This is a genomic window from Rhodococcus sp. 2G, assembly GCF_001886355.1.
GTDB classification, from domain to species: domain Bacteria; phylum Actinomycetota; class Actinomycetes; order Mycobacteriales; family Mycobacteriaceae; genus Rhodococcus; species Rhodococcus pyridinivorans.
In genome coordinates, this window is record NZ_CP018063.1 from 4,423,556 (window position 1) to 4,446,134 (window position 22,579).

The 22,579-nt window shown below is 66.2% G+C and carries 16 protein-coding genes and 1 pseudogene; 7 read left to right on the forward strand and 10 right to left on the reverse strand.

Going from position 1 to position 22,579, the window contains the following annotated elements; all coding sequences use genetic code 11:
- The 4 genes from BO226_RS21025 to BO226_RS21040 are packed head-to-tail and all read right to left on the reverse strand — an operon-like array spanning position 1 to position 4,488.
- Entirely contained in the window at positions 1–783 is a 783-nt protein-coding gene (locus BO226_RS21025; protein WP_064257257.1) for an enoyl-CoA hydratase/isomerase family protein, read from the reverse strand.
- Complete coding sequence (locus BO226_RS21030; protein WP_064257258.1) at positions 780–2,447, reverse strand: long-chain-fatty-acid--CoA ligase; 1,668 nt, start codon at positions 2,445–2,447, stop codon at positions 780–782. Before BO226_RS21030 ends, BO226_RS21025 begins: the two co-directional genes overlap by 4 nt.
- Before the next feature lie 11 nt (positions 2,448–2,458).
- Positions 2,459–3,628: a thiolase family protein gene (locus tag BO226_RS21035; RefSeq protein WP_064257271.1), complete on the reverse strand. Its 1,170-nt coding sequence runs from the start codon at positions 3,626–3,628 to the stop codon at positions 2,459–2,461.
- 32 nt (positions 3,629–3,660) lie between these two features.
- Entirely contained in the window at positions 3,661–4,488 is an 828-nt protein-coding gene (locus tag BO226_RS21040) for a CoA transferase (RefSeq protein ID WP_064257259.1), read from the reverse strand.
- A gap of 98 nt (positions 4,489–4,586) precedes the next feature.
- On the opposite strand from BO226_RS21040, the gene BO226_RS21045 reads away from it, so the two are divergent.
- Positions 4,587–5,270: a TetR/AcrR family transcriptional regulator gene (locus BO226_RS21045; RefSeq protein WP_064257260.1), complete on the forward strand. Its 684-nt coding sequence runs from the start codon at positions 4,587–4,589 to the stop codon at positions 5,268–5,270.
- 460 nt (positions 5,271–5,730) lie between these two features.
- On the opposite strand, the pseudogene BO226_RS21050 reads toward BO226_RS21045, so the two are convergent.
- The 6 genes and pseudogenes from BO226_RS21050 to BO226_RS21075 all read right to left on the reverse strand — a co-directional run bounded on the left by BO226_RS21050 (position 5,731) and on the right by BO226_RS21075 (position 14,446).
- A pseudogene (locus BO226_RS21050) lies at positions 5,731–7,390 on the reverse strand (AMP-binding protein).
- Positions 7,391–7,640: 250 nt separating this feature from the next.
- The gene (locus BO226_RS21055; protein WP_064257261.1) at positions 7,641–9,152 is read right to left on the reverse strand and encodes an aldehyde dehydrogenase family protein; all 1,512 of its coding nucleotides are present in this window, start codon (positions 9,150–9,152) and stop codon (positions 7,641–7,643) included.
- A 291-nt stretch (positions 9,153–9,443) separates the two neighbouring features.
- Positions 9,444–9,815 carry a hypothetical protein gene (locus BO226_RS21060; protein ID WP_064257262.1) on the reverse strand — a complete coding sequence of 124 codons (372 nt, stop codon included), beginning with the start codon at positions 9,813–9,815 and terminating at the stop codon, positions 9,444–9,446.
- Positions 9,816–9,908: 93 nt separating this feature from the next.
- Positions 9,909–11,018 (reverse strand): NDMA-dependent alcohol dehydrogenase, encoded by a 1,110-nt coding sequence (locus BO226_RS21065; RefSeq protein WP_064257263.1) that lies wholly within the window; start codon positions 11,016–11,018, stop codon positions 9,909–9,911.
- A 349-nt stretch (positions 11,019–11,367) separates the two neighbouring features.
- Positions 11,368–13,029, reverse strand: a complete 1,662-nt coding sequence (locus BO226_RS21070; RefSeq protein ID WP_064257264.1) for a sigma-54-dependent Fis family transcriptional regulator — start codon at positions 13,027–13,029, stop codon at positions 11,368–11,370.
- A 154-nt stretch (positions 13,030–13,183) separates the two neighbouring features.
- The gene (locus BO226_RS21075; protein WP_156666171.1) at positions 13,184–14,446 is read right to left on the reverse strand and encodes a PucR family transcriptional regulator; all 1,263 of its coding nucleotides are present in this window, start codon (positions 14,444–14,446) and stop codon (positions 13,184–13,186) included.
- Positions 14,447–14,691: 245 nt separating this feature from the next.
- Here BO226_RS21075 and BO226_RS21080 point away from each other — a divergent pair, with 245 nt between their 5' ends.
- The 6 genes from BO226_RS21080 (at position 14,692) to BO226_RS21105 (ending at position 22,228) form a co-directional block, all read left to right on the forward strand.
- A complete protein-coding gene (locus tag BO226_RS21080; protein ID WP_064257266.1) occupies positions 14,692–16,587 on the forward strand; it encodes an alkyl/aryl-sulfatase in 1,896 nt (631 codons plus the stop codon).
- Positions 16,588–16,680: 93 nt separating this feature from the next.
- A complete protein-coding gene (locus BO226_RS21085; RefSeq protein ID WP_064257267.1) occupies positions 16,681–18,036 on the forward strand; it encodes an MFS transporter in 1,356 nt (451 codons plus the stop codon).
- A gap of 80 nt (positions 18,037–18,116) precedes the next feature.
- Entirely contained in the window at positions 18,117–19,052 is a 936-nt protein-coding gene (locus BO226_RS21090; protein WP_064257268.1) for a formylglycine-generating enzyme family protein, read from the forward strand.
- A gap of 49 nt (positions 19,053–19,101) precedes the next feature.
- On the forward strand, positions 19,102–19,470 hold the full coding sequence (locus tag BO226_RS21095; protein ID WP_064257269.1) for a YidH family protein: 369 nt from the start codon (positions 19,102–19,104) through the stop codon (positions 19,468–19,470).
- Complete coding sequence (locus BO226_RS21100; RefSeq protein ID WP_071935983.1) at positions 19,467–19,781, forward strand: DUF202 domain-containing protein; 315 nt, start codon at positions 19,467–19,469, stop codon at positions 19,779–19,781. Before BO226_RS21095 ends, BO226_RS21100 begins: the two co-directional genes overlap by 4 nt.
- 788 nt (positions 19,782–20,569) lie before the next feature.
- Positions 20,570–22,228 carry an AMP-binding protein gene (locus BO226_RS21105; RefSeq protein ID WP_071935984.1) on the forward strand — a complete coding sequence of 553 codons (1,659 nt, stop codon included), beginning with the start codon at positions 20,570–20,572 and terminating at the stop codon, positions 22,226–22,228.
- Positions 22,229–22,579: the final 351 nt, after the last annotated feature.

Genomic DNA, 22,579 nt, shown 5'->3' on the forward strand with positions numbered 1-22,579 from the left:
CTACTTTCCGGTGAATGCGGGGGCGCGCTTGGCGAGGAAGGCGGCTTGGCCTTCACGGCTGTCCGCGGAGCGCAGCGCGAGGTCGAAGTTGCGTTTTTCGTGCTCGAGTCCCTGCGACAGCGTCGTCTCGTACACGCGCACGGCCGCGTCCTTGGCCAGGGCCACCGCCAGGGGTGAGTTTCTCGTGATGCGTTCGGCGATCGTCAGCGCCTGGGGGAGGGCCTCGCCGTCGGGGACGAGCTCGGCGACGATGCCGGCGTCGTACGCCGTCTGTGCGGAGATGGCGTCGCCGGTCAGCAGCATCGCCATGGCTTTGGACTTGCCGACGGCGTGGATCAGTCGTTGGGTGCCGCCGCCGCCGGGGATGACGCCGAGTTTGACCTCGGGTACCCCGAATTTCGCGGACGTGCCGGCGATGACGATGTCGCAGGCCAGCGCCAGTTCGCAGCCGCCGCCGAGCGCGACGCCCTCCACGGCGGCGAGGACGGGCTTGCGGTAGGTGCCGAGGTCGGCCCAGATGTCGCCGCCCGATGCGGTGCGCTCACCGAGCAACGATTGCTCACGTAGCGCGTCGAAGGCGGTGATGTCGGCGCCGGCGCAGAACACGCCGTCGGCGCCGGTGAGCACCACCGCCCGCACGGTGTCGTCGTTCTTCAGCGCCGCGAGTTCGCTGGTCAGCGCGGCGAGCAGTTCGGCGTCGAGGCTGTTCTTTGAGGCGGGGCGGTGCAGGGCGAGGACCGCCACCGCACCTTGCCGAGTGGTCTGCAGGACTGTCGTGGTCATCGGGTCTCCGTGTAGAGGTCGGCGTGCTGGGCGCGCAGGCTCTTCTTGTCGAGCTTGCCGACGCTGGTACGCGGCAGGGCATCGACGTAGAGCACAGTGTCGGGGAGTTGCCATTTGGCGAATGTGCCGTCGAGGACGCTGTGGATGTCGGTGAGGTCGAGTTCGTCGCCGTCGACCGTCACCACCAGGGCGACGGGGCGTTCCTGCCATTTCGGGTGGGCGACCCCGATGACGGCGGCTTCCTTGATCTTCGGGTGGCCGACGAGGGCGTTTTCCATGTCGATCGAGGAGATCCATTCGCCGCCGCTCTTGACGACGTCTTTGAGTCGGTCGGTGAGCTTGAGGTAACCGTTCGCGTCGATCGTGCCGACGTCGCCACTGCGCCAGTAGCCGTCGAGGAATCTGTCGGCGTCGTCGTCGAGCTTGTGGTAGCGCTCGATGATCCACGGACCCCGCAGCAGCACCTCGCCCTGGCTCGTGCCGTCGTGTGGCAGATCGTGGCCCTCGGCATCGACGATGCGGATGTCGATGCCGTTGATCGGCAGGCCCTGGGAGCGTTTGAGATCCCACTTCTGCTCGTCGGAGATCTTGCCGCGCAGCGACGGCTTGAGCGCGCCGTTGACCGTCACCAACGGGGTGGTCTCGGTGGCGCCGTAGGCGTGGATGACGTCGGCGCCGGTGCGCTCGTAGAAACCGCGCATCAACGACAGGGCCGGTTCGGTCGCCCCGGAGAGCAGGCGGGTGCGCCGGAAGTCGGGCGCGTGATCGAGGGTGGTGATGTAGTCGAGCATGGGCTGGAAGATCGCCGGTGCGCCGTTGGCGACGGTGACCTGTTCGGCGATCATCGCATCGACCAGCACGGAGGTGTCCTCGGCGACGTAGCGGCCGGGCAGCACGATCTTCGCGGCGCTGTAGGCGGCGGACTGCGGCAGACCCCAGCTCTGCCCGTGGAACATCGGGGTGATGAGCATGACCGCGTCGTCGCTGCGCATCCCGAGGTTCGCGGCCTGGGACAGAGTGTGCAGGTAGATGCCGCGGTGCGAGTAGTAGATGCCCTTCGGGCGTCCGGTGGTGCCGGTGGTGTAACACGCGCTGTAGGTGGAGGTCTCGTCGATCACGGGCCAGTCGATCTGCGGGGCGGCGGCCGCAACGAGGTCCTCCCAGTGCAGCGGGTTCGGCAGCGTGGTGTCGATCTCCGACATCGGCTTGTCGGTCATCACCACCCACGTCTTCACACCCGGGGTATACGGGGCGAGCGCTTCGGCGACCGGCAGCAGCGACTCGTCGACCAGCACCACCGACGCCTCGCTGTGACCGGTGACGTAGCCGAGATCCTCCGGGGCCAGACGCAGATTCATCTGCAGCATCACCGCGGCGAGGCCGGGGATGGCCCAATAAAGCTCGAAATGCCGCTTGCTGTTCCAGTCCAAGATGCCGACCACGTCGGCCGGACCGACCCCGAGCGAGCGCAGTGCGTTGGCACTGCGGATGATCCGGGTGTAGGCGTCGGCGTAGGTGTAGCGGTCCCAACCGCCGTCGGCGGTGCGGTAGACGATCTCCTGTTCCGGGTACGTGCGGGCGGAGTGCCGGATCACGGTGGTGGTGTTGAGCTGGTAGTGATCGCCGTGGGTGGACGGCAGACCCTTCACGATCTCTTGTGCCATGACGGTGCCTCTCAGATGCGTTCGATGATGGTGGTGTTGGCGGTGCCGTGCGCTTCGCAGATGGTCTGCAGACCCAGTCGGCTGTCGGAGCGTTCGAGTTCGCACAGCAGGTCGGTGAGCATCCGTGCGCCGGTGGAGCCGAGGGGGTGGCCGATCGCGACCGAGCCGCCGTTGACGTTGAGTTTGTCCTCGGGCACCCCGAATTCCTGTGCGAACATCAGCGGCACGCCGGCGAAGGCCTCGTTGACCTCGAACCGGTCGATGGCTTCGGCGCTGAGCCCGGAACGCTTCAGTGCCTTGTGGGTGGCGTCGAGGACGGCGGTGAATTGGATGATCGGGTCGGCGGCGGCCACGGTCAGTGCGCGGAAGCGGGCGCGGGGAATCAGGCCGTGGGCTTCGGCGAATGTGCGGTCGGCGATCAGCAGCGCCGCGGCGCCGTCGCTGAGCTGGGACGAGTTCGCCGCCGTGGTGCGCCCGTCGGCGGCGAACACCGTCTTCAGCGACGCGATCTTCACCGGGTCGAGATGGTCGCGGATCCCCTCGTCCGCTGTGATCGCCTCGCCCGCAGGGTTGTGCGGATCGGCGGTGATCGGCACCAGCTGCTCGCGGAATCGGCCGGCGCGGGTGGCGGCGAGGGCGCGTTCGTGGCTGCGGATGCTGTACTTGTCGAGTGCGGCGCGGGTGAGCCCGAACCGTGCGTTCATCAGCTCCGACGAGGGGCCCTGCGCCATCAGACCGCCGTCGTAGCGGGCGAGTTCGAGGGGGCCGTACTGCGGGCCGAGGGGGGCTCCCGGCCGGAACGCGGACGGCATGGACACCTGCGACATCGATTCGACACCGCACGCGACGGCCAGATCGTAGGTGCCGGCCATGATGCCCTGGGCGGCGAAACTCACCGCCTGCTGACCCGAGCCGCACTGGCGGTCGACGGTGACCGCGGGCACCGATTCGGGCAGCCCGGCCGACAGGACGGCGTGGCGGGCGATGTTGGAGGACTGCTGGTCGTGCTGGAGCACGCAGCCGGCGATGACGTCGTCGAGCAGCGTCGGGTCGATGCGGGTGCGTTCGACCAGGTGCCGCAGCGTGTGGCCGAGCAGGTCGGCCGGGTGCCACGCACTGAGGACTCCGCCTCGTTTGCCGACGGGGGTGCGCACCGCGCCGACGATCACTGCTTCGCGCATGGTGGTGGTTTCCTCCTGCAGGTGGGGGTTGGTCACGCGGCGGCGATGCGCGTGAGGGGAATGTCGGCTTTGACTGCGAGCTGTTCGCAGTCGTCGACGGTGTGCGTGCCGAAGAACCGTTCGAGACCCTCGTGGGTCAGCTCGTCGCCGAGGACTTCGGCGAGGCGGGTGGCGAAATGGGGTTCGAGTGCACCCAGCGCCACGTAGCCGTCGGCTGCCCGGTAGATCCGGTAGGACGGCAGGGCGCCGCCGAGCGGGGCACCGGTGCCCATGAGTCCGTGCCGGACCGCGGCACCCGCGTCGGACGCCGCGTGGTCGAGGACGACCCGACGGCGCCCGCCGCGTCCGGTAGCGGTGCGTTCGAGAAGAAGGAGCACGGCAGCGGCCACGGCGCGTTCGGCGCCGAGCAGGTCGGCGACCGGAACGGTGGGCATCGACGGGGGAGTGAGGGTGCCGTACGCGGCCTGGTAGTTCAGGTCGTGTCCGGCGGTTTCCTCCAATTCGCCGTCGTAGCCGACGATTTCGACATGGCCGAGGCGAGGAAAGGTCGCGGTCACCTGACCCAGCCCGAGGCGCTGCGCAGCGGAGGGACGCATCGCGGTGACGAGCAGGTCCGCGGAGTCGAGCATGCCGTCCAGGCGGACGCGGGAGTCGGAATCCTTCAGATCCAGCACCACGATGTCTTGGCCGGCGACCAGTTCTGCATACCAGTGGGGGGCGACGCCGGCGAGTGGGTCACCGGCCGGCGACTCGACCTTGGTCACGCGGGCGCCGAGTCGGTGGAGTCGATGGGCTGCGAGCGGGCCGGGCAGGTTGGGGGCGAGGGTGACGACATCGATGCCGTCGAGAATGCGGGTCATGGGGAACCTTCCCATCAGGTACTATACGAATGTATAGCAGACGGGATGACTGTATAGGAATAGCTACGTCGCTATGCTGCCGAGAAAGGAGGAATCGGATGGAGCCAGGACACGACCCGCAAATGAGTACGAACGATCTGACCGCCAAGGCCCGCATCCGCAACGCCGCCCTCGATTTGTTCGGCACCAAAGGCGAGGACGGCACCTCGATGCGCGCGATCGCGTCCGCAGCGGGGGTGACCGTCGGTCTGCTCGTGCACCACTTCGGCACCAAGGACGGCATCCGCGCCGCCGTCGAAGACCACGTCGTCGACCACTTCGCCCACGCCATCGCCCACGCACCGAACCAGGGCACACCCCAACAGATCGCCACCGCCCGCGACGCCGCGGTGGCGCGCATGCTCGACGCGCATCCCGAAGTCGTCAACTACATGCGCCGCGCCCTGCTCGAACCCGGCGACACCCGCAACACGCTCCTGGAAAAACTCACCGACCTCACCCGGCGCGAGGTGGTGGCGTTGCGCGAGGCCGGCCTCGCCTCGACCGACCGCCACGAAGCCACCCAGATCGTCGAAACGATGATCCGCCAGGTAGGTCGGCTGTTCCTGCAGCCGATGGTCGACGCCATGTGGGAGCACCTGACCCCGCTGCGCACATCGGACCAGGGCAAGCCGTCCCTCGCAGTCACCGTGCGGAAGGTAACCTCGAACCTTGACACGCGCGCCGCGATGGCGGTATCCGACGATCGCGCCGGTCAGCTGCACAATAAGGAGTTGACATAATCACGCTTATCGGCGTTTCGTGACCGATTGTGCCACAGTGATTTTCAGGTGAAATCGGCGCAGTCTCTCAAGTGAACGAGGTGCTGCGCGAGCGCACATGCACGGGCCCGTCGGTGCCGGCGCGCCGGCGGCGTTGTCGGTGGGTGCATCCCGCGGACTGGTCGGGTCCGCGGGCCGGCGTTGCGAGCTGGCAATGTTGAGGCGGGCGCTACGCGTGCGCCGGCAGTACCTCCACGTTCCGTCACCGTGACAGAACGTCATACTTGATACCTGGTGCTGCGCAGCGCATCCGGGCGCCAGTTAATGATGGATAACCGGAATTATCCATCATGGTCGATCGGAGCTCCCAGGCGGTACTTCCCTTCCGTCGCGCCTCGATCGACGCCTCCAGATAGGCCAAGACCCGGGCGCCGAATCAACGGGACCGAATGCAACAGCCACACTATTTCCGACTCCGGGCTCAGCCCTGGCGCAGGATGTAGCGCTGGATCTTGCCGCTGGGCGTCTTCGGCAGCTGCGGCACGAAGTGCACGGTCCGCGGGTAGGCGTGCGCCGCGAACTTGCGCTTGACCAGCTGCTGCAGCGCCGCCTCGAGCTCGTCGGTGCCGTCGACGCCGTCGCGCAGCACCACGAACGCTTCGAGCACCTCGCCGCGCAGCTGGTCGGGCATGCCGACGACGGCGGCCTCGACGACGTGCTCGTGCATCACCAGCACGCTCTCGACGTCGAACGGGCCGATCCGGTAGCCCGCCATGATGATCACGTCGTCGTCGCGGGCGGAGAAGTAGAAGAAGCCGTCCTCGTCGACCTGTCCGGCGTCGCCGGTGAGGTACCAGCGGCCGTCCTCGGTGAACCGCTGCGCGGTCTTCTCCGGGGCGTCCACGTACCCTGTGAACCACAGCAGGGGGCTGGCGTGGGTGTCGATCGCCACGCGCCCGGGCACGCCGGGGGCGGCGATGTCGTCGGAGTCGTCGGACAGCACGGCGCAGGACCACCCGGGCAGCGGCTTGCCCATCGATCCGGGCCGCACTTCTTCGCGCAGCCCGTCGGCCCACGCGTTGACGACGAACATGCCGTGCTCGGTCTGGCCGTAGTGGTCGCGCACGATCACGCCGAGGGTCTGCTCGGACCATGCCACGACGTCCGGGGTGAGCGGCTCGCCGGCCGAGGACGCGCGGCGCAGCGAGATCGACTCCGGCACGGGCGCCGAGTCCGCTCGCAGGCTGCGGTAGACGGTGGGCGCGGCCGCGAAGTTGGTGACCCCGAACTTTTCCATCACCTGCCAGGTGAGGGGGGGCGGAGAACCCGGCGTGCAGCAGCAGGCTGCGCACACCGGCGGCCAGCGGCGCGAGCAGCGCGTAGTACAGCCCGTAGGCCCAGCCGGGATCGGCGGCGTTCCAGAACACGTCGTCCTCACGCACGTCGAGGCCGAAGTCCAGGTAGGCGTGGAACGACGCGAGCGCCCGTACCGGCACGGGCACGCCCTTCGGGGTGCCGGTGGTGCCGGAGGTGAACAGCTGCACGAGTCCGCCGTGCCCGCCGACGGCGACCGCGGCACCGCGCGGATCGTCCGCGTCGTGCGAGGCCACCAGGTCGGCGAAGCTCACTCCGATGCCGGCGGCACCGCCCTCGGTGTGACCTGCGACGACGATCTGCCAGGGCGCGTCGGCGGGGATGTCCTCGCCAGGCGCGAGCTTGCCCACCTGGTCCGCGTCGGCGACGACGACCTTCGCGCCGCTGGCCTGCAGCCGGAAACCGATCGCCGGGGGTGCGAACGCGGTGAACAGCGGCACGTGCACGGCACCGCGGCGCCAGATGCCGAGCAGCGCCACGACCAGGTCCGCGGACTTGCCCATCAGGGTGGCGACGTGGTCGCCCGGCTCGACGCCGAGGTCGGCCAGGGCCGCGGCGAAGCGGGAGGACTGCTCGCGCAGGTAACCGAAGGTCAGATCGGTCGCGCTCAGGTCCGCCTCGACCACCGTGAACGCGACGGCGTCCGCGGGATGCCCGTCGCACAGCAGCTGTGCGGCACACGCGTCGGCGGTGTCGTAGCGGTCCAGCAGTTCCCGCACTCGTGCCTCCTGCCCGGAATGCGCACGCGCGGTGGTCTCGGTGGTCATCGAAATTCCTTCCCTGAGGGGGGTGTGGGCGTTCCGACGCTTCCAAAATAATGAGTTCAATTGTGCCGAAGTGCGTTCCGATTAGCGCCGATTCTGCTCTGTGTGCGCGGTAGAGGTGATCGTCACGCTGGGAAGGGCATGAATCTTGTGCGCCGCCGGTTTCACGACTCGGGCCGGAACGTCTCCTGCGTCGAGCAGCGGTGAGCGTCGGTCTCGGCCGGCCCCTCGACCGGGGCCGGCCGAGACGCGATCATAGGGCGATATTGACCGACTTGGTTTGGGTGTACTCGCCGATCGCGCCTTCCCCCAGTTCGCGGCCCCACCCGGACTGCTTGTACCCACCGAACGGCAGTGCGGTGTCGAAGGCATTGTGGCAATTGACCCATACGGTGCCGGCCTTGATGTCGGCGGCGACCTCGTGTGCTTTGGACACGTCCCGGGTCCAGACGCTTGCTGCGAGACCATAGGGGGTGTCGTTGGCGGCGGCGCGTACACCCTGCTCGCGAGTGAACGGCATGGCAACGGCGACCGGGCCGAAGATCTCTTCCTGGTAGACGCTGAAGTCGCTCCGTACATCGACCAGCAATGTCGGCTCGACGTAAAATCCGCTGTCGCCGTGACGCTTACCGCCGGACAGTGCGTGAGCGCCGTCTGCGATACCGGCATCGATGTAGCCGGTGACCTTCGACAGTTGCTCCTGTGAGATCAAAGGGCCGATGTCGTTTGTGGGGTCCAGGCCTGGACCGATCTTCTGCTTTCCGGCGAACTCGGCGATGCCGGCGGTGAAGTCGTCGAAGATGGTCTCCTCGACGAGCAAGCGGGTGCCGGCCGTGCAGGCCTGACCGTGGTTGAACAAGAAGCCGCTGGCCACCCCGGGGATGGCGGCCTCGAGGTCGGCGTCGGCAAAGATCACTTGTGGGCTCTTGCCGCCGAGTTCGAGTGACACTTTCTTGAGGTTCCCGGCCGCAGCGTGAACGATCTTCTTACCGACCTCGGTCGATCCCGTGAACGCCACCTTGTCGACGTCCTCGTGCAAGGACAGAGCGGCACCGACATCACCGAACCCCGTTACGAGGTTGAACACCCCGTCCGGGACACCGGCCTCGGCGATCACCTCGGCGAGCAGCACCGCGGTCAGTGGCGTCTGCTCGGCGGGCTTGAGGATGACGGTGTTCGAGCAGGCCAATGCCGGTGCCACCTTGAATGCGGCCATCACCAGCGGGAAGTTCCAGGGGATGATCTGGGCGCACACCCCGACGGGTTCGCGGGTGGTGAAGGCGTGGAACCGAGCACCGGGGGCCCAGGGCACCGATACCGGGACGGTGCGGCCTTCGATTTTGGTGGCCCAGCCGGCGTAGTAGAAGAAGATCTCCGCGGCCCAGGTGACGTCGACCGCCTTCGCCACGGCAACGGACTTGCCGTTGTCGAGCGACTCGAGCTGGGCGAACTGGTCGGCCCGGGCCAAGATGCCCTCGCCGATCTTCCACAGCATTCGCTGCCGTTCAGCCGGGGTGAGTGAGCGCCACGGACCGGATTCGAACGCCGTACGGGCAGCGGTCACCGCTCGGTCGACGTCGACGGTGTCCGAGTGCGGGACGGTGGTCAGTACCTGCCCGGTGGCAGGGTCGACGGTATCGAACCTGCGGCCGGAGGCGGCCTCGACCCATTGCCCGTTGATGTACATCTTCTTCGGTTGGGAAAGAAAGCTCTCCACGGTTGGGTCGAGTCCGATCGGTCTGGTGATACTCGGTGTCGTGGTCATTGTCGTGGCCTTTCACGAGGGGGATCTGTACTTCACAAGGTGGACCTGCGCTGGTCCGGGTTCCCTGAGCGACTGTCCGGGGCGCCGAGGCGTGGGGTGAAGCCACGGTGGCGGTGCCCCCTCGGTGGGTACGCACCGAGGCGTACCCACCGAGCGAGGCGTCGGGCCTGGTGCCGAAGTGGTGCCACAGCCGGCCGAGGTGGGTGGGTCTCTCGGACACGGCCCCGGTGAACGGCCGGTTGGTCGAGCGGGTCTTCTCGCCGCGGGAATCCGGTCGCGCAGGCGAGGTGGTCAGTGGGTCCGGAGCGCCGCTGCAGCAGTTTCCCGTGTGGTGTCGGAGCCGGGGGTTTCGACGTCGAGGCGGACGAAGTCGATCACCCCGGTGAACGCATTCGCCTGCCCAGGCTCGTACTCGTTGGACACCGGGGTGGTGCGGTCGATTCCCACGTCCAGGGTGCCGCTGATCGAGAAGAAGTACGGGGTGGTGCGCGGCACGCGAGCGCTTCCCGTCTTCGTGCCGTCGACTTCGATCGTCCCGGTTCCTCCCTGCCCGATACCGCCGTCGTAGTCGAACCGGAAGACCACGGTCTGGTCTCGGTAGTCGATTGCAGCCGAGACCGTCGATGTGCCGCGATTGTCGATCGGCAATGTGTAGCGGTTCATGGGAATCCTTGGCTTCGGTAGGTCGATTGATCGGCGATCCGAGGAGCGTGCATCGGCGCAGGCCGAGGCACGCTCGTGCCGGGGGCGACTGGATCAGCTGTGCACGACGACGCCGCGCATGTTCTTGCCGTCGCGCAGGTCCTGGTAGCCCTCGTTGATCTGTTCGAGGCTGTACCGGGTGGTGACAAGTTCGTCGAGCTTGAGCTGGCCTGCGTCGTAGAGGCGGAGCAGCTTGACGATGTCGTACTGCGGGTTCATTGAGCCGAACAGCGAACCCTTGATGGTCTTCTGGTTCAGCGTCAGGTCGCAGCCGGAGACGTGGACGGTCAGCTTCTCCGGGTTGGCGACCCCGGTGATCACAACCGTGCCACCCTTGCCGATCACGGCAGTCGCCGCGGACACTACAGCTTCGTCGACGGTGCCGACCAGGATCAGCGCGGCATCTGCTCCCTGCCCCCAGGTCAGTTCGGATACCTTCGCCGCGGCACTTTCTGCATCCGGGAAGGCGTGGGTGGCGCCCATCTTCAGGGCGGTGTCCCGCTTGAGTGCAACCGGGTCGACGGCGACGACGTACTTGCAGCCGGCGGCGACGGCGCCCTGGATCGCGTTGATGCCGAGGCCGCCGACGCCGTAGACGACGGCAGTGTCACCGACGCGCAGGTTGCCGGAGTTGACGGCGGTACCCCACCCGGACGGGACACCGCATCCGACGAGGACCGCGGTCTCGAGGGGCAGCCAGTCGTCGACCTTCACCACAGAGTGCTGCGAGATCGTCGCACGTTCGGCGAAGGTGCCGAGCATGCACATGGCACCGAAATCCTTGCCATTGCTGTGGAACCGGAAGGTGCCGTCGGGCATCGATCCTTCCAGGATCGTGGCGCCCATGTCGCACAGGTTCTGGCGTCCGGTCGAGCAGTAGCGGCAGGTGCCGCAGTTCGGGATGAAACTGCACACGACATGGTCGCCGGGCTTGACCTTGGTCACTCCGGCACCGACCTCCTCGATGATGCCGGAGCCCTCGTGACCACCGACGATCGGGTAGCGGGGAGGCAGGTCGCCGTCGGTCAGGTGCAGGTCCGAGTGGCACAGCCCGGCCGCGGTGTACTTGATCAGCACCTCGCCGGGGCCGGGGCCGTCGAGGTCGAGCTCCATGATCTCGAACGGCTTGCCAGCCTCGAGCAGGACTGCGGCTTTGGTCTTCATCGTTGTTCTCCCTACGTTTGACGGTGCGTGCCCCGGTCGAGGCGGAGGCTGTACTGCCCGAAGACTGGCGCATGCGGTAGATGCGCGCTTTCTACCCCACCGTCCGGGCTTTGGACCGGTTCCGACGATGCGTCCGGAAGGCCCGGTCTCGAGTGAACTCGACCAGGTTTCTTTCAGATACGTTGCCGAACAACACGATTCCCATTCATGCGGGCACGCGTGCGCCGAGCTTCGAGCCGGCGGTTCTCCAGGGTTTTGCCATGAATCGGAACGTGACGGACACCATAATACCGTGTCGGCAAGACCTGTAAGTGTTCACTTTTGACACACCGCGTAGAGGAGCGGAGCATCAACCCGGCACGTTCAATATCCGCATACGTCGGTAGAGGGTGGTGCGGCTGATCCCGAGGGCTCTCGCGGCGTGCACCTTGTTGCCGCAGGCTGCGCGAAGAGCTTCGACGATCGCCTGGCGTTCGGCGCGGTCGAGGCCCAACAACGCGCTGTGGACACTTTCGCGGTGTGTTTCCGGCAGGTCGGCTGCAGTGACGGCGCCCGTGGTACGGCCGTCGAGGGCGCGTGCCAAGACAGTCCGTAACTCGATGAGATTGCCGGGCCACGGTTGGGTGGACAGCGCCTTGAGCGCACTGGCGGTGAATGTGATGCGGTGGTGACCGGTGATTTCGTAGGTCAACGCGGCCACCAACGCCGGAAAATCGCCGATCCGTTCCCGCAAAGGTGGCAGCTCGGCGTGGTGGGTGCATCGGGCAAGGATGGGCTCGAGCCCCGTCGAGTCCCGCCCGGACAGGGAAGTGACGACCAGTCGGGGGCGGGAATGAGGCTCGGCGAGCACCCGCGCGAGGAGTGCTCGTTGCCGAGGCGGCAGCAGTTCCACGTTTTCGACGATCAACACCCCGTCGAAGGTGGTCGACAACTCGACCAGCTTCTTGGCCCACCGGCTCTCGCCTTCCAGAGGCAGATCTGCAGCGTCGAGTACGGCATACGGGTGCGATGCGGCGAGCGCACGTACACCGACGGTTCGTCCGGTGCCGGCTTCGCCGGTGATGGACACCGAGCCCTTTGCATCGCGCAGCGCCTTGAGCCGCGGTCCCCAGACGTACCGAGACGAGGCCACCGACAGGGGGCGACGAGGTACAGGATTCGACCGCACCCACAGCGGCTCAAGGCTGTAGAGGGCACCGGCCCCCACGATCCTGGTTACCGTGACTGCGATTTCGCGGTTGTTGTCGATCTGCATAGTGGTGCGAAGCGGCTCGTCGGCGCGGACGCCGGCAGCCAGGTGTCGCAGCTCGGGTACCCCCGCAATGTCCAGCAGGTCGTGCGCAGCTGCGTTACTCAACACGAAGTCTTCGCCCAGGATGCATACCGCGCCACCCACACGACGCGTCGCGCTTTGAAAGGCGGCGACCAGCCGCCCTTCGGATTCGTAGGAGCTGTCCAAGAGTCGGCGTTCGATCGAGTCGACGACACGCTGGACAAAGGATTTGAACAGCGCAGAAGTAGTCTCGGTAGGTCCGACGATCCCCAGCAGTCCTTCCACTCGTTGGGTTGCCGGATGCACGATCGGTTGGGCGTAGCCGCTCAACTGCTTGAACACATCCAGGTAATGCTCGGCGCCGTCGACGAAGATTCCCCCACGTGTCTCGGCTGCTGTTCCGATTGCGTTGGTGCCAGCAACGTCCTCCCCCAGGCAGACGCCGACATCGAAACCGACCTGTTCGACGGCGGTCTTGACGAGCATGTCTTCACCGACAAGGCGGATCACCGTACAGTCCCGATCGGCGAGGAGAACGACGGTGTCGGTGCCACGGATCTGCTCGGTCACCTCGCTGAGCACCGGCTCGGCCGCCCGCAGCAACGAACCGTTGGCGGCCTCATCGATCGGACCGGGACAGAACGCAGGGCGGGACGTCGGCCTGAGACCGCACATCGCCGAGCGCCTCCATGACAACGCGATCTCTGGCCGCGCTTGTGCTGACCCGTGCAACGCCATTCTCCTCCCTGCCGGCCCGACGATCGCATCCGATCCGCAGGGCCCTGGTACAGCGCAGTGCCTCCGAGACGCACGTCTATCGGCAGGTCCCCTGGTCAAGACTTTCTACCTCGGTGTGATCGTCTCTACGAGGATGAGGGCGTCGGTGCGGCGATCACCTCGACACCTCGCGGATGGACAATGCGGCTCCGAGCAACATGATGCCGTCGAACCGGCTCGGATCGCATCCGGTCAAAGTGGTGATGCGATGCAGTCTGTTGTTCACCGTGTTGGGGTGCACTTTCAAACGCCGCGCTGTGCGGCCGCGGTCGAAATCGAGGAACAAGTAGTGGTCGAGGGTCTCGAGCAGTTCGGGATGCGGCTCGAGTGGCGCGAGAAGGTCGGCAAAGTAGCGGGTGGCTGCGGTCGGATGCGCGAGTTGGTAGACCAGGGCCACGTCTGATAGCCGGTAGAGACCGGGCGGGCGATTCGTGGAGATGACGATCTCCAGTATCTCGGTGGACAGTTTCGCGGCGCGGGGCAGGTCGTCGAAGCTGACAGAATCTACGTGACTGGCCGTGACATTCACTCCTGCAGCGACCCTCATACGGTCCACGAGATCGCGCCCCACCTCCTCCGTCGTGGCTGTCGCGGTCTCGTCCTGAGGAACAAGAACGTGCCCACCGTGGGAGTCGAGGGTGGCCAGCACCGGGTAGGCACCGCGGTACTCGCCCAGGGTGCGCAGGATCTTCCGCAGTTTGCGACGGTGCGCGATCTGCCGACCGGGATACTGCGTGTCCACTTCCCCCTCGAACGCGTCGAATTGGACGGCCATCACGTCGTATCCGGGCGCGAGTTCGATGTCGAGCCGTTCGGCTTCGGCATGAGGATCGCGACCACTGACAAGCGTTTGCGCCACCAGATGCACCGCACCCCGTTCACCGCTGGCAATGGCCTCCCGTTCGACCAGGTACGAGGTTGTGACTGTGCCGAGGATCTCCTGCTCGAGCGCCATCAACGTGCGCCCGATGTAGCTGAGGGCTTTCGCCTCGTCGTCTCGTGCCGCCTCCGTGCAGGCATTCCACAGAATGCTTGTGGCGTTCTGCCAGTTGCGCAGCACCAGGGTGAGCGGGACCCCTTCGATTGCCCTGTCCGCGGCGATCTGCTGCGCCATTTGCAGGTCCCGCTCCCCGAACGGGACGTTCTTTCGGATGGCCTGCACGAGGATGCGGAAGTATCGGCGTTGGAGTTGCGGAATTTCTTCATGCCGGAAATCGACTGGCAAACTCTGGAACGCGTGCTGATCACCCGCTGCGGGTGATTTCGCGAGTGCGTTGATGCGGGACTGCACGTTGTCGAGGATGCGGCGAACCGCGGGGTCCACATCGGGATGCTCGCCGATCACTGCGGAACTCCCACCCGAGTTGCGGCTGTGCATGAGCACAATGTACAGCGCGGTTGGCTATGGGAAGGGCCCATTGATCTGTTCATGGTCACACCATAATCTCGTCTTCATCGACATCGTGGTGCACATCACACTCAAGCGTCGCGATGTCGGCGACGGCTCGCCGCCACCGTCCGACACGAACGGTGGCGAGGTTGAGCACCTCGACCAACGCATCCGGTGGCCGACTAGATCGGACGCCCCTGTATCGACCGCTCGTGAAGACGGGAAGGGACCTTATGACTGCCAACAGGAAACCGGCGACGGCTGCAACCAGAGCCGCCAACCGCGCCGTGTCTGCTCGCCTGGACTTCGAGGACAAGAAGGCGTTCGACGATGCACACCGCGGTTTCGTCGACACGCTCGATCCGCTGGTGATCAGAAACGCTCAGGGTCATGTCGTGTGGGACTGCGACACCTATGCCTTCCTCGCCGACGAGGCACCGGACACGGTGAACCCGAGCCTGTGGCGCATGTCGCAACTGCACACGGTGCACGGCCTGTTCAAGGTCGTCGACGGCATCTACCAGGTGCGCGGTTTCGACATCTCCAACATGACCCTGATCGAGGGCGACACCGGATACGTCGTCATCGATCCGCTGACCTCGGCCGAATGTGCCTCGGCGGCCATGGATCTGGTGCGCCGGGAACTCGGTGACCGGCCGGTGACGGCGATCGTCTACACCCACAGCCACGTCGATCATTTCGGTGGTGTGAAAGGGCTCGTGTCGGAGGCGGACATCTCCTCGGGCTCCGTGCGGATCGTCGCGCCGACGGGGTTCCTGGCGCACACGGTCAGCGAGAACGTCTACGCCGGCAACGCGATGAACCGCCGTGCGCAGTACATGTACGGCAACAAGCTGCCCCACGGGCCGAGCGGGGTGGTCTCGGCCGGTCTCGGCCTCGGGCTCTCCACCGGCACCGTCACACTGCTCGAGCCCACCGATCACATCACCGAGACCGGTCAGGAGCTCGTGCTCGACGGGGTGCGGTTCGAGTTCCAGTACACGCCCGACTCCGAGGCACCGGCGGAGATGAACTTCTACCTTCCCGATTTCCGGGCGCTGTGCATGGCGGAGAATGTCTCTCACCACATGCACAACCTGTACACCCCCCGCGGCGCTCAGATTCGTGACGCGGCCGCATGGAGCGACTACATCCATGCCGCGATCGAACTCTACGCGCACCGGTCGGACGTGCTGTTCATCTGCCACCACTGGCCGGTGTGGGGTCGGCAGGAGCTCACCGACTTCCTGGAGCAGCAGCGGGACCTGTACCGCTACATCCACGACGAGACCCTGCGTCTGGCCGCCCACGGCCACACGATGGTCGAGATCGCCGAACTGATCGAGCTGCCCGAGCCACTCGGCTCGTCCTGGTCGAGCCGCGGCTACTACGGCACCTTGAACCACAACGCCAAAGCGGTCTACCAGAAGTACCTCGGCTGGTTCGACGGCAATCCGGCCACCTTGCACCAGCATCCACCGGTCGAGGCGGGCAAACGCTACGTCGAATACATGGGCGGAGCCGACGCCGTGCTTCGCAACGCGCGCAGATCGTTCGACGAGGGGGACTACCGGTGGGTGGCCCAGGTGGTCAACCATGTGGTGTTCGCCGAGCCGGACAACCAGCAGGCACGGGAACTGCAGGCGGACGCGCTCGAACAGCTCGGCTACCAGGCCGAATCCGCTCCGTGGCGCAACTTCTACCTCACCGGCGCCCAGGAATTGCGTCACGGCGTGGTGATCGAATCGACCGCGCTCGCCACCTCGGACGTGCTGGCCGCGATGACGACGGACATGATGCTCAAGTACCTGGCCATCCGTCTGAACGGACCGAAGGCCGCCGGCCGTGCCCTGCGGGTCGACCTGCACGTGACCGACACCGACGAGCGCCGGCTGCTGCAGGTGACCAACGGTGTCCTCGTCCACACGGCGACGAGCACGCCCCAGGACGCGGACGTCTCGGTCGCGCTCACCCGCACCACCCTCGGATCTGTGACGCTCGGCAGCGCGCCCCTCGACCGGTGCATTGCTGACGGTAGCGCCTCGGTCGCCGGCAATGCCGACGCCCTGCACGAACTGTTCTCGCTGCTCGACGCCTTCGACCGGTTCTTCGACATCGTCACCCCCTGAACCGCCCGGGACCCACTCCGCCCCGTTTCGTCCGTCCCGGGACGTCCGGATCTGCAACCGTTGACAACGCCCTCCCACAGATTTGGCAGTCATATGACAACCTCAGCTCTCCCCGTCGACCGGAAACGAGCCTGGCTCATCACCGGACTCCTCCTCGCGTTCATGCTCATCAATTTCGCCGACAAGGCCGTCTTGGGTCTGGCCGCCGGACCGATCATGGAACATATCGGTCTTTCCTCGAGCCAGTACGGGCTGATCGCCAGTGGGTTCTTTCTGCTGTTCAGCATCTCCGCAATAGTCGGCGGCATCATCAGTGACCGTGTCCCGACCAAGTGGATGCTGGTGGTCATGGCGGTGCTGTGGTCCGTTGCCCAGCTACCGTTGCTGGCCCCGCTCGGCGCCTTCGGATTCTGGGTCGTGCTCGGCTCCCGAGTGCTGCTCGGCGCTGCCGAGGGTCCTGCATACCCGGTGGCCAACCGCGCGGCACACACCTGGTTCCCCGACCGGGATCGTGACCTGGTCAGCGGCATCTTGACTATCGGGGCGCCCCTGGGCGTCGTCCTGGCCGCACCTGGACTGACCTGGGTCATCAGCACCTTCGGGTGGCGGGCCGCGTTCGTGGTGATGGCGGTGGTAGGCCTGATCTGGGTGGCGGTGTGGCTCCGCTTCGGCGCGGACGGGCCCGCACCGCAACTGGAAGCCACCAAGGAGAAACTGGTGGAACCCGTGACCGGCACTGCAACCGCGGCTCCGGTGCCGTATTGGCGCATCCTGGCCACCAGGACGTGGATCGGCTCGGTTCTTGCCGGCTTCGCCGGATACTGGGCGCTGGCCGTCATGATTGCGTGGATCCCCATCTACTTCGCCAAGGTGCTCGGTTTCAGCGGCGCCGTGATCGGTTGGCTCGTCGCGATCCCGTGGGGATTGATGGCCCTGTCCATGATCATTCAGGGCACGCTGAGCCGATCGCTGATGAACCGCGGCGTCTCGAGCAGGATCACCCGCGGCGCGGTAACCAGCATCGCCCTCCTGCTGTGCGGAGCATGCATCTTCACCTCACTCGCCGTTGAAACCGTCTGGCTGAAGATCGCCCTGCTGTGCCTGGGGCTGGGAATGTCGGCTGTGGCGGTACCCATCGGGCAGGCATTGTGCTCCGAACTCAGCCCTCCCGGGCGCAACGGTGGCGTCCTCGGTGCCTACGCGGCCGTCTACTCCCTGTCGGGCATCATCGCCCCAGCCCTGACCGGACGCCTACTCGACGGAGCCGCCGACCCCGCCGAGGGGTTCAACCTGGCCTTCGTCCTCTGCGCGGTCATCCTGCTCGCCGCCGGCGTGATCGCCGGACTGCTCATCCACCCGCAGTCCGACCACACTCGCCTCGCCAAACGCGCCGCAAAGCACTCCTTACAGCGGTCCCCCGCCCCGACCTTGGCGGTGGGCGACAGATGACATCGCGGATCGACGAGGCCTCCACAAGATCGCAGCGGGATCCAGCCACCGGTCACCCTCCCGGCACATCCCCGAAAGACATGTCCTGGATTCCCGGAGGAACCTTCTGGATGGGCTCGGAAGACTTCTACCCCGAAGAGCGCCCCGTCCATCAGGTCACAGTCGGCGGCTTCTGGATGGACACCCATCCGGTCACAGTCGCGCAGTTCCGTCGCTTCGTAAAGGCCACCGGATACGTCACCACCGCCGAACTCGCCCCGGAAGTGTCGCTGTATCCGGATGCCGATCCGGCCTTGCTCGTACCGGGGTCGCTGGTGTTCGACCCTCCTACGGGACCGGTTCCCCTCGACAACTACCGACAATGGTGGTCTTTCGTTCCTGGCGCGAACTGGCGGCATCCGGAAGGGCCGGACAGCAATGTCGGCGGTCGGGAACGCCATCCCGTCACCCAGGTGTCCTGGTTCGACGCTCGTGCCTATGCACAATGGGCCGGCAAAGAGCTACCCACCGAAGCGGAGTGGGAGTTCGCGGCCCGCGGCGGTCTCGATCGCAAGCCGTTCGTCTGGGGCGAGGAACATGAGCCCGGCGATCGGCCCGGCGGGAACGTCTGGCAAGGCGAATTCCCTTGGCAAAACCTGCTCGAAGATGGCTTTGCCGGTACTTCCCCGGTCGGCCGCTTCCGCCCCAACGGCTATCACCTCAGCGACATGGCGGGAAATGTCTGGGAGTGGACCGCCGACTACTTCACCGGCGACCACTCCACGCGCGGCAAGAACATGGCGCCGACCCACTCGTGCTGCATTCCCGCCAACCCCCGTGCTGAGACCGCCACCGGTATCCAATATCCGCATGAGCCCTACCCACGCCGAGTCATCAAAGGCGGATCGCACCTGTGCGCCCCGAACTACTGCCTGCGCTACCGCCCCGCCGCACGACAAGGCGAAACGGAAGAGACCTCGACATGCCACATCGGGTTCCGCTGCATCTCAAGAGTCGACGACCACGCGCTGCAATGACATTCCATGCCGCGGTAGCCCCTCATCACTCTGGCGAAGGCAGGCACAGGTGACAACACGGACCGACAACGAACGCGAAAACGGTGTTGCCGATGCCGAACCGGACTATCGCTTCACCCTGGCAAACGAGCGAACATTCCTCGCCTGGATCAGAACGTCGTTGGGCACACTCGCGGCCGGTGTCGCGATCCACGAGCTGCTTCCTGTGTCCGGGAATTTCGTTGCCCCGAATGCGATTTCCCTGGCGTTCATCGTCCTGTCGGTTCTGCTGGCCATCGGGGCGTACTTTCACTGGCGGACCGCTCAGCAGGCGATTCGTAGGGGTGGACCCCTCCGCGGTACGACCATGGTCACGACTGTCACGGCCGCACTGGCCCTGGTGGCATTACTTGCTTGCGTGGTGATCGTGGCGTCATGAGCACTCCGCACCTACGGGATCCCGGACTGCAACCCGAACGTACGGCCCTGGCCTGGCGCCGAACCGCCTTTTCTGTGCTCGTCGTCACCGCTCTGCTCGCTCATCGCGCTGCCAAGCACGGCGGAGCCGAGACCGTGCCGCCAGTCCTGGCCGCGGCGTGCGTTGTCCTGGTCTCGGCCTGGGTCAGTCGTCAGCGCGAGCGGACACTCGCACTGGACTGTCCCAAACCCAGTCGGCTGAGCCTGGCCATCACCGCTGCAAGTGTCGCAGCCAGCGCTTCCGTCGCAGCCGTCACGGAACTATGCCGATAGGGGTGGTCAAAGGGCGGATCAACGGCGACCTACCCCTCCGGTCCGCCCCGCGACCGGCGTAGGTCCTCTCCGTCGAAGACTTCCTTCCGTCGAAGACTTGGGGGATGACAGGAATGCGCAAGACCTGTCACGGGGGCTTCGGTCCGATCCATTTCACATCCAAGCGCTTCGATCCAGATATCGAACCACGAATCCCGCTGCAGACGAACCGCCTTCTGCACAACGACCCGCTCGGAAAGGGAGCAATAAATGCGCGATACCGTACGGAGCGTCCACCGTCGGGTGCAATGGCTTCGAGGCCCCCGTAAGAAGCCACGCCGCTACTCGCGTGCCTCACGGCGAGAACGAATACTCCACCACCATAGAGCTGGCCGGAACCTGGACCGGTAACTCCAGACAGCGCCGACGCCAGGACCGCACAGGGACTGTCCGGGGATTGCCGCAGCAACGAAGTCGCGGCACAGGTCCTTACCGATGTCGGAATACACCGCCCCGGGCTCCCCCGGCAACCCGGCCAAACGACACGGACTGAACAACTACGGACTCGCGGGGTTGACCCACTCGACATTGTCCGGGGTTCCCTTTCCATCGTTCCCGCGCCCACAACGTCCGCAACCTGCGTACCACGCGAGAACGGATGGGCACGTCGTTGAAACACCCACGAGCCAGCACCGAAGTCGACGTTCGCCGATACGAGTGGCTACCCCGTCGGAACCGGAACCCCGGCAGCGCCGGATGACCCCGACACGAACTCTTCTACAAACAATTCTCACAAGGAGCGCACGGAGATGACCAATCTTGCCTTGCCCCCACTTCCCAGCTACACCTCCGCCACGGGAGATGTGCCCCTGCTCGGGGACACGATCGGCGACAACTTCGACCGCACCGTCGCCCGGCACGGCGAGCGGGACGCGCTCGTCGACCGCGCCGCCGGCCGGCGCTGGACCTACACCGAACTCGCCGCGGAGGTCGACGCCCTCGCGCTCGGTCTGCTGCGCGCCGGCATCGGCAAGGGCGACCGGGTGGGCATCTGGGCGCCGAACCGGGCGGAGTGGGTGTTCGTCCAGTACGCCACCGCGAAGATCGGCGCGATCCTGGTCAACATCAACCCCGCCTACCGCTCGCACGAACTGCAGTACGTGCTCACCCAGGCCGGGATCCGGATGCTGATCTCCGCGCCGAGTTTCAAGACGTCCGACTACGCCGCAATGATCTCCGAGGTGCGCGGCGACTGCCCGGACCTCGAGCACGTGGTGCTGCTCGGATACCCCGAATGGAACGAACTCGCCGAGTCCGGACGCGCCGCACTCGCCGACGACCGCACCCGGCTCGACGCCGCCCAGCGTGACCTGTCGGCCGACGATCCGATCAACATCCAGTACACGTCCGGCACCACCGGATTCCCCAAGGGCGCCACCCTCAGCCACCACAACATCCTCAACAACGGATTCTTCGTCGGCGAGCTGTGCCACTACACCGAGAACGACAAGGTGTGCATCCCGGTGCCCTTCTACCACTGCTTCGGCATGGTCATGGGCAACCTGGCCTGCACCAGCCACGGCGCGACGATGGTCATCCCGGGACCCGCCTTCGACCCGGCCCAGACCCTGGCCGCCGTCGCCGAGGAGCGCTGCACCTCCCTGTACGGGGTGCCGACGATGTTCATCGCCGAACTCGCCGACCCCTCCTTCGAGACCCACGACCTGTCGAGCCTGCGGACCGGCATCATGGCCGGCTCCCCGTGCCCGGTCGAGGTGATGAAGCAGGTCATCGAGCGGATGGGCATGACCGAGGTCTCCATCTGCTACGGCATGACCGAGACCTCGCCGGTGTCCCTGCAGACCCGCAGCGACGACACCATCGACCAGCGCGTGTCCACCGTCGGCCGCGTCGGCCCGCACCTCGAGGTCAAGATCGTCGACCCGGCCACGGGCCTGACCGTCCCGCGTGGTGAACCGGGCGAGCTGTGCACCCGCGGCTACTCGGTGATGCTCGGCTACTGGAACCAGCCCGACAAGACCGCCGAGGCCATCGACAAGGCCCGGTGGATGCACACCGGCGACATCGGCGTCATGGACGCCGACGGGTACGTCTCGGTCACCGGCCGCATCAAGGACATGGTCATCCGTGGTGGCGAGAACATCTACCCGCGGGAGATCGAGGAGTTCCTCTACACCCACCCGGACATTCTCGACGCGCAGGTCGTCGGCGTGCCCGACGAGAAGTACGGGGAGGAGCTCATGGTGTGGATCCGGATGCGGGAGGGGGCGGCGCCGCTCGACGCGCAGTCGCTGCGCGAGTACTGCACGGGCAAGCTCGCGCACTACAAGATCCCCCGCTACGTGCACATCGTCGACGAGTTTCCGATGACGGTCACCGGCAAGATCCGCAAGATCGAGATGCGCGAGATGTCTGTCCAGATGCTGGAGACCGCCGCCAATCAATGACCAGACAATCTGGGCACGATCGCTGTACCCATCAGGCGGCTGGTGGGAGGTGCGGAATTCGACACGTGCGGTATTCCTCCGGTGAGAGCGCACCGGCGGCGTGGAATCAGTGCCGCAGACTTGCCCCCGTGGTCCGGCAGCGCAATAACGGTTTGGTGCCCATCCGGTTGCGTGGGCAAGTGCTGCACCGGGTCAGGTGCGCTGTGTCAGCGAAGTCGGCGAGCACGTTGGTCGGGTCGTCGCCGCAGATAGTGGAGCTCGCAGGCAATACCTCTCCCCCACGGAATCCTGTTCGGTGCCGACTCGCAGGCCTGGACCTGGGCAACTGGTTCGGTGACGCCGTCGTCGTTC

What these genes read in the sequence shown, in the direction of transcription:
- BO226_RS21025 (WP_064257257.1), bottom strand. Translation starts at nt 783, where the DNA reads ATGACCACGACAGTCCTGCAGACCACTCGGCAAGGTGCGGTGGCGGTC.
- BO226_RS21030 (WP_064257258.1), bottom strand. Translation starts at nt 2,447, where the DNA reads ATGGCACAAGAGATCGTGAAGGGTCTGCCGTCCACCCACGGCGATCAC.
- BO226_RS21035 (WP_064257271.1), bottom strand. Translation starts at nt 3,628, where the DNA reads ATGCGCGAAGCAGTGATCGTCGGCGCGGTGCGCACCCCCGTCGGCAAA.
- BO226_RS21040 (WP_064257259.1), bottom strand. Translation starts at nt 4,488, where the DNA reads ATGACCCGCATTCTCGACGGCATCGATGTCGTCACCCTCGCCCCCAAC.
- BO226_RS21045 (WP_064257260.1), top strand. Translation starts at nt 4,587, where the DNA reads ATGGAGCCAGGACACGACCCGCAAATGAGTACGAACGATCTGACCGCC.
- BO226_RS21055 (WP_064257261.1), bottom strand. Translation starts at nt 9,152, where the DNA reads ATGACCACGACACCGAGTATCACCAGACCGATCGGACTCGACCCAACC.
- BO226_RS21060 (WP_064257262.1), bottom strand. Translation starts at nt 9,815, where the DNA reads ATGAACCGCTACACATTGCCGATCGACAATCGCGGCACATCGACGGTC.
- BO226_RS21065 (WP_064257263.1), bottom strand. Translation starts at nt 11,018, where the DNA reads ATGAAGACCAAAGCCGCAGTCCTGCTCGAGGCTGGCAAGCCGTTCGAG.
- BO226_RS21070 (WP_064257264.1), bottom strand. Translation starts at nt 13,029, where the DNA reads ATGGCGTTGCACGGGTCAGCACAAGCGCGGCCAGAGATCGCGTTGTCA.
- BO226_RS21075 (WP_156666171.1), bottom strand. Translation starts at nt 14,446, where the DNA reads ATGCACAGCCGCAACTCGGGTGGGAGTTCCGCAGTGATCGGCGAGCAT.
- BO226_RS21080 (WP_064257266.1), top strand. Translation starts at nt 14,692, where the DNA reads ATGACTGCCAACAGGAAACCGGCGACGGCTGCAACCAGAGCCGCCAAC.
- BO226_RS21085 (WP_064257267.1), top strand. Translation starts at nt 16,681, where the DNA reads ATGACAACCTCAGCTCTCCCCGTCGACCGGAAACGAGCCTGGCTCATC.
- BO226_RS21090 (WP_064257268.1), top strand. Translation starts at nt 18,117, where the DNA reads ATGTCCTGGATTCCCGGAGGAACCTTCTGGATGGGCTCGGAAGACTTC.
- BO226_RS21100 (WP_071935983.1), top strand. Translation starts at nt 19,467, where the DNA reads ATGAGCACTCCGCACCTACGGGATCCCGGACTGCAACCCGAACGTACG.
- BO226_RS21105 (WP_071935984.1), top strand. Translation starts at nt 20,570, where the DNA reads ATGACCAATCTTGCCTTGCCCCCACTTCCCAGCTACACCTCCGCCACG.